Origin of the sequence: Fulvivirga ligni (assembly GCF_021389935.1) — a bacterium.
GTDB classification, from domain to species: domain Bacteria; phylum Bacteroidota; class Bacteroidia; order Cytophagales; family Cyclobacteriaceae; genus Fulvivirga; species Fulvivirga ligni.
The window spans coordinates 1,700,565-1,713,329 of record NZ_CP089979.1; the positions used below are offsets into that span (position 1 = coordinate 1,700,565).

Below are 12,765 nucleotides of genomic sequence, written 5' to 3' on the forward strand. Positions count from 1 at the left end.
ATATGGAAAAGACAAGAATTGAAAAAGAGGTAGATAGTACAATGTCCAGTATGGATAACCTGGAACGGGCCACTGTAAAACCTTTTTTCTATACGAGGCTACAAGCCAGAATGAATAAGGAAAGGGAATATGTAACTAGTGCGGGATGGAAGTGGTCTATGGCAGCGGTGATTCTGCTATTGGTAATGAATGCCTTTACACTTCTGCAAGTAGATTCTACTGATTCGGCAGAGGGGAATAGTGATGAGGTGGAATTGCTTTCGCAGGAATATTCTGTGAGTACTTTTGATATTTATGAAGAGGACATAATGATTGAAAATGAATAGAAATAGATTATTAATTATACTGGTAGCCATATTGGTGGTGATGAATGCAGGATTGCTTTCATTCCTATGGCTGAATAAACCAGATTATAAACGCACCAGAGGAGATAGGGAGCGCCAGAAGCGGGTGGAGAATTATTTTAGTAAGAAATTAGACTTGTCAGAAGAACAAGAACGACTGTTTGAACAGCAAAGGAAAAAGCATTTTCGTGAAACCAGAGCTTTAATGAAAGATATTCAGGCAGACAGGGAAGAGATGATAACCATGCTTCAAAATGGTGCTGATTCATTGGCTATAGAACAGGTTTTGGCGCGGATAAATGAAAAAAATAATGATGTAGAACGCTTAAACTTCTGGCATTTAAGAAACTTAAGAGAAATATGTGATGATAATCAACAAAAGCGTTTTGATAAGATTATGCACAGAATAGGAGAGCCTCGACCCAATCAGAGAGTCAGGTCGAGACCTTAATGCTTTATTGATTTTCGTAGCCGTGGTCTACTTGAAGGTTGGGCCCCTCCGCTGCTTCAACGGCTAACTGATCGCATCTTTCATTTTCAGGTATACCAGCATGGCCTTTTACCCACTTGAAAGTGACCTTGTATTTGTTGTATAAGGGGATAAACTGCTGCCACAAATCAGGGTTTGCTTTATTTTTAAACCCTTTTTTCTGCCAGCCCCATATCCAGCCTTTTTCCACAGCATCTACCACATATTTTGAATCAGAATATATAGTTACAGGCGTTCCTTCCCTTTTTAATGCTTCCAGCCCTTTTATTACGGCCAAAAGCTCCATTCTATTGTTGGTGGTTTTTCTAAAACCTTCTGCCAGTTCCTTGCGGTAGGGTTTTCCGTTTACTTTAGCTAAAAGTACCGTGCCATAGCCACCTGGACCAGGATTGCCTCTGGAAGATCCGTCTGTATATATAGTGATCATTAAATAAGTATATGGTCTTTAAATATTTTAACAGCTATAGCCAAAAGAATGATTCCGAAAACCCTTCTTAAGATGCTAAAGCCTGATTTACCCAGCTTTTTCTCCAGCCAGGAAGTCGATTTTAAGACAACATAGACAAATATAAGATTAAAGACTATCCCGGTTAAAATATTAGGGGTTTCATATACAGCCCTTAATGATAAAATAGTGGTGAGCGTTCCTGCTCCTGCTATCAGAGGGAATGCTAAAGGTACTATAGAACCAGCCGCCCCACCTTCAGAATCATCTCTAAACAAGGTGATACCTAATATCATTTCCATAGCCAGAATAAACATGATAATAGCCCCAGCTACGGCAAATGAACCAACGTCTAATCCAAAAAGCTTTAGAATAGACTGCCCTAAAAATAAAAACGCGATCATTAAAATACCGGAAATTAGCGTGGCTTTACCAGAATGGATGTCACCTTCTTTCTTCCGAAGATTGATAACGATAGGTATTGAACCCAAAATATCTATTACTGAGAATAGAATAAGAGTTACTGAAAAAATATCCTTGAAATTAAACATGGTGCAAAATTAGTAGAATAAATCCCGCACCAAGTCAGTTCAAAAATTAATTTTTAAAGAAGTTTTCAACACCTAGCTAACTTTTAATTACCCATTATATTGAGGGTAGCTATATAGAAATTCTTATCTACTTTAATTTCGGCGTTTTCTGGAATGTTGGTAGTAGGCGTCCAATGTGTTTCGGCTTCTACCCAGGTTTCTTTGCCGTTTACATAGAGTTTTACAGGCATGTTAAAATCTTCAACCGTATTACTCCATTTGCAAAGAAGGGTATTACCCATTAATCGGTATTGTAAAATAGGTATTTCAACCGTTCTTAGGTACTGATCGAAAAAGGGTTTTAAGTCTTTTCCTAGTTGCTCACTCAGGTAGTTTTCTATCTCTTCGGTGGTAACTGTAGCATGATAGTACTTTTCATTCATTCCTCTTAGGGCGCTTCTCCACTTGTTGTCATCATTGAAAAGTTGCCTTAAAGTGTGAAGCATGTTAGCTCCTTTATAATACATATCACCTGATCCACTGTAATTTACATCGTAGTATCCGATGATTGGTCGGTCGTTTAAAATGGACGATCTTGTGCCTAGCACATACTCGTTTGCCGCTTCTTTGCTATAAAAATATTCTAAGAAAAGTGTTTCAGAATAGGCTGTGAACGACTCATGGATCCACATGTCGGCTATATCTTTGTAGGTGATATTATTAGCAAACCATTCATGACCTGATTCATGGATGATGATGAAGTCAAATTTCATTCCCCATCCACTTAAGCTTAGATCTCGGCCTCTGTATCCGTTGGAATAGCCGTTTCCATAAGTTACTGAGCTTTGGTGTTCCATACCTAGATAGGGCACTTCTACAAGCTTATAGCTATCTTCATAAAATGGATAGGGACCAAACCAATATTCAAAGGCCTCTAGCATTCTGGTAGCATCTTTAAATTGCTCCTTAGCCTTGCTCAGGTTATCTCTCAATACATAATAGTTACAATCTAATTCGCCTTTTTCGCCATTATATTGCTCGCTGAAATTAACGTAATCACCAATATTAATATTTACACCGTAGTTGTTAATAGGATTAGTCACTTGCCAATGGTAAGCCTTGGTTTTTTCAAACTTGTTCTCCTTTACTTCAATCAATCTACCGTTAGAAACTTCGACCAAATCTTCTGGAACTGTAACTATAATGTCCATGCCATTATCTGGCTCGTCATACATGTGATCTTTGCAAGGCCAAAACATGCTGGCTCCTTCACCCTGACAAGAGGTAGCAATAAAATCTTTGCCATTGGCGTCTTTAGACCATGTTAGGCCACCATCCCAAGGAGGATTTTTCGCTACTCTGGGCTTTCCGCCATAATAAATGGTAATTTCTTCTGTTTTTCCCTCTTTTTGCTTCTTGTCTAATGTGATGAAATAGGCATTTCCATCCCTTTTAAATTCTAGCTCTTTTCCTTTCTGCGTCACCTTTTTTATGTCCATTGGTGGTTGCAAGTCTATTTGCATTACCTGACCAGCCTTTAAAACCTCATAAGTGATGGTGTTAGAACCATCAATAGATTGATTCTCAGGTTGTACCAGTGCCTCAAGCCTGTAGTGTTTTAGGTCCCACCAGGCTCGTTCAGGTGTAATGGAGCCTCTCAGACTATCCTGATGATTAAAGACAGGTGTTTCTCCTGATTTAATAACTTGTGCGGAAACAAGGCTTGTGGTAAATAGAAAGTAAATAGTGTATAGCAGATATTTCATAATTCGTATCATCTTAAGAATAGCGAATATATGAAAGTTTGATTACTAAACGGGGGAAAGTTCTTTTAACGGGATGAGGTAAATATTAATGGGCGAAAAAGTGAGTTTCTCAATAACCCAAAACACCTCTCTTATAAAAAAGTAAGGAAGGCCTAATGACCTTCCCTTTGATATTATAAAAAGCTATCTATCTTCTGGCTATTGACTACAATGCCTCTTCGCTTTTCAAATTCTTCTAAGGCATTAGCATAAGCTTTGTGATCTAAAGGTTGAGATAAATCCTGGATGAGGTAGCTTCTAAAGCCTTCTTCAATAGCATCTTTAGCAGTGAAAAACACGCAAATGTCACCTGCTAGCCCGCAGAAAAAGGCATCAGTAACGCCGTGCTCCTTTAGATAGCCGGTTAGTCCGGTGCTCTTTCTTCTTCCATTATCAAAAAAGCCGCTGTAGCTATCTATTTCTGTGTCCATCCCTTTCCTGAAAATGGCGGCTACTTTATTCATATTAAGGTCCGGATGAAATTCAGCTCCTTTGGTTCCTTGTACGCAATGGTCTGGCCAAAGCACCTGATCAAGCATTTTGAGCTTTATTTTTTCATAAGGTTGCTTACCCTCATGGTTAGAGGCAAAACTCTTATGGTTTGCAGGATGCCAGTCCTGAGTGGCCAGAACAAGGTCAAATTTACTTTGTAATTCATTTATGCCTGGAATAATTCTATCTCCGAACTCTACTTCTAACGCCCCTCCAGGGGTAAAATCATTTTGTACGTCTACTATAATTAATGCTTTCATTGCTTTGTCTACACTTTATACTTTTGCCTTAATTCGTCCCTCAAGCTTTTAAGCTCACTACTTATACCTATTTTGTAAGTATGTGGGTATTCGAATCTTTTGTATTCAACTGGTAAAAGACCCAATTGCTCCTGTGAGTATTTCTTTATTTCCGTGAGGGTAGGAGCTCCGGAGATGTTCTTGCCATTTTCGAAGACCTTATTTAAGGTTGGTTTTTTCTGTATATTTCCAATATGCATGTTCTTATGGGGCTCATAAGGATGGTGCATTTGGGTAATGTCAATTTCACCTTCAAGGCCTACGACATCTGCTCCATATAACTGCCCTTCTTCATCATAAAGTCTCCATACCTGCTTTCTATGAGGTAATGTAGTCTTTGAAATGTTTTCTGATAGCTTAATTCTTGGCTGTCCGTTATGATAGCTTAGTTTGTAAACTCCATCGAAGGCGCCATCAGGTTGGCCTGTAACCAGGTTAGTGCCTACGCCATATATGTCAATGGGTGCCTCCTGGTGCATTAAACTCTTTATTACAAACTCATCCAGCTGATTGCTGGCAGCAATTTTCACATCATGAAAGCCCTCGTCATCAAGCATTTTTCGAGCCTTTTTGGCTAGATAAGCCAAGTCACCACTGTCTAATCGAATGGCTTTTAGCTGATGCCCTTTTTCTTTCATTTCTTTAGCCACCTGAATGGCATTCGGAACACCACTTTTCAGTGTATTGTAAGTGTCTACCAATAAGATGCAATCATCAGGCCTTCCATCCGCAAAATCTCTGAAAGCACTTATTTCATCTTCATAGCTTTGGATGAAAGAGTGAGCCATGGTGCCTGAAACAGGTATGCCATATTCCTTGGCTGCTGATACGTTGCTGGTGGAATCAAAACCGCCAACCATAGTGGCTCTTGAAGCAGAAAAACCACCTAAACCATGAGACCTTCTAAGGCCAAAATCACTAAGTATCTTATTAGGAGCCACTTGTCTTATACGTGCGGCTTTGGTGGCAATTAATGACTGGAAGTTGAGAATGTTAAGCAGCAAAGTTTCTATGATCTGCGCCTCCAGCATGGTAGCCTCTACTCGTAAGATTGGTCTGTTAGGGAATATTACATCTCCTTCGTTTACACTGTAAATGCTTCCATTGAACCTGAAGTCTTTCAATGAATCAACATAATCCTTATTAAGACCTTGATCCTTAAGGTATTCCAGGTCTTCTTCAGAGAATTTAATATCTTCCAGTATTTCTAATACATCTTGCAGGCCTGCGAATACAGCATACCCACTTCCGTAGGGGAGTTTTCTGAAAAAGTAATCAAAGGTTGCCGATGAATGGGCCGTTCCTTTAAGGTAATATACCTGGCCCATAGTGAGTTGGTACAGATCAGTATAAGTGGCGGTAAGGTTAGTGAGCTTCATAGTTGCGCGAAGATAACAAACTAGGTGAGAATCGGTTTAGAATATAGTTGGTAAACCTCATTTAAGGGCGATATTACTTTTGTCTAAGTCCTTATTAGAATTGTTCTTGTAAAAGCTTTATCGTATCTTAGAGGCTTAAATATCGACTCTTTTTAACAAACAAATATTATCTAATAGTACCATGATTGAGGAAAAATTAAAGTACAAAGTAAAAGATATTTCTCTTGCTGCCTGGGGGCGAAAAGAAATAGAACTTGCAGAGGCAGAAATGCCAGGTTTAATGGCGTTGCGTGAGGAGTATGGAAAAGAGAAGCCTTTAAAAGGCGCTAGAATTGCAGGTTGTTTACACATGACTATTCAAACTGCTGTTTTAATTGAAACTCTAGTAGAGTTAGGTGCTGAGGTGACTTGGTCATCTTGTAATATTTTCTCTACACAAGATCATGCTGCCGCTGCTATAGCTGAAGCAGGTATTCCTGTGTATGCATGGAAAGGAATGAATGATCAAGAATTTGATTGGTGTATAGAGCAGACTTTAGTTTTCCCTGATGGACAGCCTCTAAACATGATTCTTGATGATGGTGGAGACCTTACTAATATGGTATTTGATAAATATCCTCAGTATGTAGAAGGTATTAAAGGTCTTTCTGAAGAGACTACCACAGGAGTTCACAGATTAATAGAAAGAGAAAGAAAAGGAACACTAGTTCTTCCTGCAATCAACGTAAATGACTCAGTTACGAAATCTAAATTTGATAACAAATACGGATGTAAAGAATCATTAGTTGATGCTATTAGAAGAGCTACTGACGTTATGATGGCTGGTAAAGTAGCTGTTGTAGGTGGATATGGTGACGTAGGTAAAGGTTCTGCTGCTTCTTTAAGAGGTGCTGGAGCTAGAGTTATCGTTACTGAAATTGATCCTATCTGTGCTTTACAAGCTGCAATGGACGGATTTGAAGTGAAGAAAATGGTAGACGCAGTAAAAGAAGCGGATATCGTGGTTACTGCTACAGGTAACAAAGACATCGTAGCAGGTGAGCACTTCGAACTAATGAAAGACAAAACCATCGTTTGTAACATTGGTCACTTCGATAATGAAATTGATGTAGCCTGGTTAAACAAAAACGCTGAGAAGGATGAAATTAAGCCTCAGGTAGATAAGTATAAATTGAGCAATGGAAATGACATTATTCTATTGGCTGAAGGTAGACTTGTAAACCTTGGTTGTGCTACTGGTCACCCTTCATTTGTAATGTCTAACTCATTTACAAACCAAACTTTGGCGCAACTTGAGCTTTGGACTAATACTGATCAGTATGAAAACAAAGTTTATACTTTGCCTAAGCACTTAGATGAGAAAGTAGCCAGCTTACACCTTTCTAAAATTGGTGTAGAGCTAGATGTTCTTTCCACTGAGCAGGCTGAATACATTGGTGTAACAGTGGAAGGTCCTTATAAGCCAGAAGCTTACAGATACTAATAGATAAGAGAGTATTGAAAATATGGAGCCTCGCAGATTTGCGAGGCTTTTTTTATTTAAAAGAATATACAAGACCCATTCCGTTATTGGTAGGGGCAAAGCTTAAAGAGCCAATTCTGCTTTCTTTTATCTTAGGGTAGAATTTTAAGACGCTTTCTGCACAAGCTATACCTAAGGCTGAACCAAGCAGAATATCTGAAAACCAATGTTGGCCTTCGTAAATTCTAGATAGGCCTGTAACTACTGGAACAGCATAAAAAACAATTTTCAGAGCCAGTGGCTTTACCTGATGTGCTAAAATCCAAGCAGATGCTAATGCTAACATGGTATGGCCGGAAGGGAAAGAGTGATATGACGCTCCGCCATCAAGTGGTTTAAAGGAGTAAGGTCCCTCTCCGCTTCGAGGTCGGGCTCTACCGCTCAATTCTTTTAAGGCCGTCTGAATAAGACCAGAGGTAGTTACAGAAGCAAAAAGCATCACGCCTGTATCTCTAAGCCAATCATTGTTGCTAATGACTCCGGCACCCCAAACGGTAAGCATAAATGGGTAATTATTTTCAGGTTGGCCAAGAAAATCTCCTACTTTGGCCATATCATCCAAAGGGCCAGATGGATTATCTCTGAAGAACTCATAGATAGGCTTGTCTGCCGTGCTGGCCAGAGCTGATATGGCTATGGCTCCTCCAAATTGAAACCATTGTTTTTTTTGCCAGTGAAATGGCCTGGAGTAGGTTTTTAAAATAGTACGCCCAGTGTTGGATGCATCAAAGGTTATTCTTTTAAAAAAAGGTTGTTTTACTGTATGCACAGAATCAGAAAACTGAGCATTTACAGTTGTTGAAGTAATGCACACACAAGCGAGGAGGAGATAGTATAAATGTTTCATATTAGCCTTCTAAACAGGGGCTGAATATAAATGTTTATCCGGTAAGATTGGGAATTTCAAGGTTAACAGTTGTGCCTTCGTTCTCCAAAGATGAGATGTTTACGTTTCCTCGTAGTTTTTCAATGGTTTCCTTAACAATATAAAGGCCTAATCCCGAACCGGCATTGTCATCAGTGGCTCTATAAAACATATCAAAGATTTTCTTCATATGCCTTTTGGGAATGCCTTGCCCGTTGTCATGCACCTGAATTTTTGCAGTAGCCTCATCTATCTCTACATCAATTTTAATCATAGGATTATCCTCTCTGCTATATCTGATAGAGTTTGAAATGATGTTGTTGAAAATTACTTTGATTCTTTTCTTATCTGAGATGAAGCTATGTGTTTGTGAGATATTGATTTCCTTAATCACGTTTTTGTCTACCGCACTGTACTTCAGCTGATCGAATATTTCCGTTATCAAATTGTCGAAATTGATCTGATCTCTGCCCACATCAAGTCTGGAATTTCTAGAAAGGTCCAAAATATCCTGAATGAAATTATCCTGCCTTTCTGCGCTGTCAGCTATCATGGAAAGGTACTTCTGCATCATTTCGATGTCATTCTCTTTTGTGGCCAGGTTTACAATGCCCAAAACTGAGGCAATTGGCGCACGTAGATCGTGAGAAACGCTGTATACAAAATTGTCGAGCTCTATATTGGCTTTACGGAGTTTACTGTTGCTTATTTTGATGGTTTCTTCAGATTTTTTCCGCATCCTTATTTCTTCATGTAGCTCTTCCGTTCTCTCACGCACTTTTTGTTCTAGCTTTTCATTGAAGACCTTTATTTCTTCCTGAGCCACTGCACGTTCTCGCACCGTCGCATAAAGGATTAGGGTAGAGATGCTTACCACACCAGTAAAGATTTGTAAAATACTGCGTGAGTCATATTCTGTGGTTAGTGAAAATGGTCCTAATTTATTGATGGTGAAATAGATAGCAATGAACGAAACGATAAGAATGCCACTCATTGTGGTTTGTAGGTTGAATCGGAAAGCCAGCCAAAGTAAGAATGGCATAACTAAAAATGGAAGTGATTTTTCAATAGTCTCAGAAAAGTCACTGTACTCCATAGTAAGTAAAATTACTGTGAGCATGCCCACAAAAATGACAGCCTCCAGTGTTCTGGACCATGATATTTCCAGTTTAAACGGTGCCGTCCAGGAGATGATAAATGGCGTAATGATAAGTACGCTGATCACATTGCTAAGCCACCAGCTTGAGAAATAAGAGGTGAAATCTTCCAGCTCTAGAAGGTTGTTGGCCCACATGCCTAATGAACCTATTCCAGAGCCAATGATGCACATACACAAGGTGACAAACAGGAAAATGAAAACATGGCCTGTTTTGTAAAATGGGTTTCTTACCCGAATAAATTTGCTAATTAAATAATATCCGAAAAGGGCTTCGCAGGTATTACCAATCGAGGTAATCACTAATGCCATAACTACGGAGAACGAAAAGGGGGTGCCCTGAAAAAGAAATACCATAGCATAGGCTATGAGCGATCCGATAGTAATGGCGGGCCAGGTTTTGTGCTTAAATAAAATAAGCAGAGCCAATGCTAGGCCTGCTGGAGGCCATAAGGCAATGATTTTTGATTCCGAAAAGGATAATAGTAAGCCAAACTGAGCTGAAAGAAAATAGAATATGGAAACAGCGACTATCTTTAAGTCATCACTGTTTTTAACTCTGGCGAGAATCTTTAAAGTTGAGGCATTCATGTCTGTATTTATTGGCCAACCAGACATCAGTACAAGTACGTAATATAGTTATAAATTTGGTTTTAACAATACAAAGTATTACAAATCAATGCTTTTGCTGAATTGCTGATATGTAAGAAAGTGCTACGGCTAAAGCTCTATTCTGAAAATTGTTTCATCATTTTCGCGTACGGCCGATAATGTACCATTATGCAGCCTTACTATTTGCTGTGATAATGCCAGGCCAATACCTGAGCCATTCTTCTTGGTGGTAAAGAAAGGAATAAATATTTGATCCAGTTTATCAGGAGTGATGCCCTTGCCATTGTCTCTAATTTCTAAGAATGACTCATCTCTTTGGAAGAGATTAATTGTCAGTACTGGTTTTTCCTGATCTTCCATAGCTTCTAAGGCGTTCTTTATCAGGTTAATAAGTACTTGCTCTAATAATTTGGGGTCCGCAGTGGCGATAAAAGGTGTGGATTCTGAATTGAACTTTAAATCAACTCCGTTTAAGTGGGGTTGGAGTAGTATCAGCACATTATTAATCAGACGATCCAACTGTATGTTTTCGAATTTTGGTGTAGGAACCTGAGTTAGGCTTCTATAAGCTTGGGTGAAAGATTGTAATCCAATACTTCTGTTTCGAATGGCATCTAAGCCTTGTAATATTTTTCCAGTAACCTCTGGTTTGAAGGGTTCTTCTTTGCTGGTAATCTGATAGAGCGTGTCTGATAATGAGCTAATCGGCGTAACAGAATTCATGATTTCATGAGTAAGTACCCTTATCAGTTTTTGCCAGGCTTCCATTTCATTGGCATCTAACTCATTCTTAATATTTTGAAATGAAATGAGCTTATGATACTTTTCTTTTAAAATGAATTCAGAAGCGTGGATATTTACATGAAGCAGTTTATTATGTATGTTGAGTTTAATAAGTTGATGCTCTCCAGGCTTCAGCGCTCTTACTGCTTGAAAAAGCTCGTTGCTAATTTGCTGTAAGCCACTCAGATATAATAGCTGTGGTCTATCTAGCAGGTCTTTGAATGCCTGGTTGATCAGATGTATTTTTTCATTTTTATCATAGCTCAATATGCCAACACTTATATGTTCTACCAGAGCTTCCAGATATAAATGATGCATTTCTTTCTCAGAGTTGATCTGCCGAAATTTATTGGTGATCTGATTGTAGGTTCTATGAAGCTCGTTAAATGATTTACTATTTCCAGACTCAGAAAAGGTGGTGGTAAAATCGTTTTGCAAGAGAGCAGTGAGAAAGGATGTGAAATTTCTATTGGTTTTGTCAATAAAATAAATGAACTCAAACAAAGCAATGGCAACAAAAATCACCAAATAAACACTTCTCAAATACTTCTGCTCCAACAGAAGGTAATAAATCAGCAGTGCTAATATGCAGGTGATGATGAGTATTCTTATGATTACTTTAAGTCGGAAGTTGCGTGACATAATACTTACTTTATATTGTACTTGTCCATTCTTCTATACATTGATCCTCGGGATAAGCCCAGCTCTTTGGCGGCATGACTAATGTTTCCTTGATGCTTTTTAATGGCATTATGTATGGCCCAGGCTTCCAGATTTTCAAGGTTGTAGTCATCAAAGGCTTTATCTATTTCCTGATGAGACAGAAAAGCAAAGTCGGCTTGGGTAAGCTCATTGCCATCACTGAGTATGACAGCTCTTTCTATGGCATGCTGAAGTTCCCGAATATTTCCTGGCCAGTTGTGGGTCTGAAGTCTCTTTATAACCTCATCTGAAATTGCTAGATCTTTTTTATGATACTTATGTCCGTAGTGATTCAAGAAATGATTTACCAGTAATGGCAAGTCAGCTACCCGCTCTTTTAATGGTGGAATAGTTACTTCTACTGTATTAATCCTGTAAAGTAAATCTTCTCGGAAGTCACCATTTTTCACCATTTCTTTTAGATTACTGTTAGTAGCACAAATCACCCTTACATCTATGTCAATAGCCTGATTAGTACCTAGTTTAGTGACTTTTCGGTTTTGTAGCACGGTTAGCAGTTTGGCTTGCAGGGAAGGTGACAGGTTGCCAATTTCATCTAAGAAAATAGTGCCGCCAGAGGCTGCTTCGAAGCGTCCGGTACGGTCTTCTTTGGCATCAGTGAAAGCTCCCTTTTTATGGCCAAAGAGCTCACTTTCAAACAGATTCTCAGATATGGAGCCGAGATCAACACTGATAAAAACCTGGTCAGCTCGGTTAGAGGCTCTGTGAATAGCCCTGGCAGCCACTTCTTTGCCAGTACCATTTTCACCTAAGATCAGAATATCAGCATCAGTAATGGCAACTTTACTAATGATGTTCATAATGCCTTTCATGGCTTGAGATTTCCCAATCATATTAGAAAAGGCAGAGTCTGCCGCCTTTGAAAGAGCTTTGGTTTTAGACTCCAGGCTTTTGATTTTTTTCTGCTGAGCAGATAGAGAGAGTGCCGTTTGTACTGTGGCTAGTAGTTTTTCATTTTGCCATGGTTTCACTATGAAATCAGTAGCGCCTTCTTTCATAGCTTCTACCGCTAGATTTACTTCTCCATAGGCCGTCATTAGCAATACCTGAGTCTCAGGAGAGATTTCTTTGATGGTTTTTAACCATTTAATACCTTCTTTTCCAGAGGTTTCTCCTTGTTGAAAGTTCATATCTAAAAGCACAAGATCATAGGTGGCTGATGATATCTCTTCTATAATTAGCTCAGGACTGTTTAGCGTAGTAATGTCTTTGAAATACTGCTCAAGAAACATTCTAGCTGAAAGCAGAATGAAGTCATCATCATCAATTATCAATATCTTTCCAGTGGCCATATACAGAACTTGTTTGCGTAAATCTATT

Annotated in this window: 12 protein-coding genes; 3 read left to right on the top strand and 9 right to left on the bottom strand. The window is 38.9% G+C overall.

All coding sequences use genetic code 11. The annotated features are described in order from the left end of the window. Positions 1–2: 2 nt before the first annotated feature. Entirely contained in the window at positions 3–326 is a 324-nt protein-coding gene (locus tag LVD16_RS07695; protein WP_233773343.1) for a hypothetical protein, read from the top strand. Next, positions 319–795, top strand: a complete 477-nt coding sequence (locus tag LVD16_RS07700) for a Spy/CpxP family protein refolding chaperone (protein WP_233773344.1) — start codon at positions 319–321, stop codon at positions 793–795. The genes LVD16_RS07695 and LVD16_RS07700 overlap by 8 nt, the downstream gene beginning before the upstream one ends. Before the next feature lie 4 nt (positions 796–799). Here LVD16_RS07700 and rnhA read toward each other — a convergent pair whose 3' ends face one another. The 5 genes from rnhA to LVD16_RS07725 form a co-directional block, all read right to left on the bottom strand. Continuing rightward, on the bottom strand, positions 800–1,261 hold the full coding sequence (gene rnhA / locus LVD16_RS07705) for a ribonuclease HI (protein WP_233773345.1): 462 nt from the start codon (positions 1,259–1,261) through the stop codon (positions 800–802). After that, a complete protein-coding gene (locus tag LVD16_RS07710) occupies positions 1,261–1,830 on the bottom strand; it encodes a MarC family protein (RefSeq protein ID WP_233773346.1) in 570 nt (189 codons plus the stop codon). Before LVD16_RS07710 ends, rnhA begins: the two co-directional genes overlap by 1 nt. An 83-nt stretch (positions 1,831–1,913) precedes the next feature. After that, positions 1,914–3,575 (bottom strand): M1 family metallopeptidase, encoded by a 1,662-nt coding sequence (locus LVD16_RS07715; protein WP_233773347.1) that lies wholly within the window; start codon positions 3,573–3,575, stop codon positions 1,914–1,916. A 173-nt stretch (positions 3,576–3,748) separates the two neighbouring features. Beyond that, a complete protein-coding gene (gene pncA / locus LVD16_RS07720; RefSeq protein ID WP_233773348.1) occupies positions 3,749–4,366 on the bottom strand; it encodes a bifunctional nicotinamidase/pyrazinamidase in 618 nt (205 codons plus the stop codon). Between the two features lie 8 nt (positions 4,367–4,374). Continuing rightward, entirely contained in the window at positions 4,375–5,784 is a 1,410-nt protein-coding gene (locus tag LVD16_RS07725) for a nicotinate phosphoribosyltransferase (RefSeq protein ID WP_233773349.1), read from the bottom strand. A 181-nt stretch (positions 5,785–5,965) separates the two neighbouring features. Here LVD16_RS07725 and ahcY point away from each other — a divergent pair, with 181 nt between their 5' ends. Continuing rightward, on the top strand, positions 5,966–7,267 hold the full coding sequence (gene ahcY / locus LVD16_RS07730; protein WP_233773350.1) for an adenosylhomocysteinase: 1,302 nt from the start codon (positions 5,966–5,968) through the stop codon (positions 7,265–7,267). A 52-nt stretch (positions 7,268–7,319) separates the two neighbouring features. On the opposite strand, the gene LVD16_RS07735 is transcribed toward ahcY, so the two are convergent. The 4 genes from LVD16_RS07735 to LVD16_RS07750 all read right to left on the bottom strand — a co-directional run bounded on the left by LVD16_RS07735 (position 7,320) and on the right by LVD16_RS07750 (position 12,737). Beyond that, the gene (locus LVD16_RS07735) at positions 7,320–8,153 is read right to left on the bottom strand and encodes a phosphatase PAP2 family protein (RefSeq protein WP_233773351.1); all 834 of its coding nucleotides are present in this window, start codon (positions 8,151–8,153) and stop codon (positions 7,320–7,322) included. A 34-nt stretch (positions 8,154–8,187) separates the two neighbouring features. Continuing rightward, on the bottom strand, positions 8,188–9,918 hold the full coding sequence (locus tag LVD16_RS07740; protein WP_233773352.1) for an MASE1 domain-containing protein: 1,731 nt from the start codon (positions 9,916–9,918) through the stop codon (positions 8,188–8,190). Between the two features lie 129 nt (positions 9,919–10,047). Continuing rightward, positions 10,048–11,364, bottom strand: coding sequence for a sensor histidine kinase (locus LVD16_RS07745; protein WP_233773353.1), 1,317 nt, complete (start codon positions 11,362–11,364; stop codon positions 10,048–10,050). 5 nt (positions 11,365–11,369) lie between these two features. Continuing rightward, on the bottom strand, positions 11,370–12,737 hold the full coding sequence (locus LVD16_RS07750; protein ID WP_233773354.1) for a sigma-54-dependent transcriptional regulator: 1,368 nt from the start codon (positions 12,735–12,737) through the stop codon (positions 11,370–11,372). Positions 12,738–12,765 lie beyond the last annotated feature (28 nt).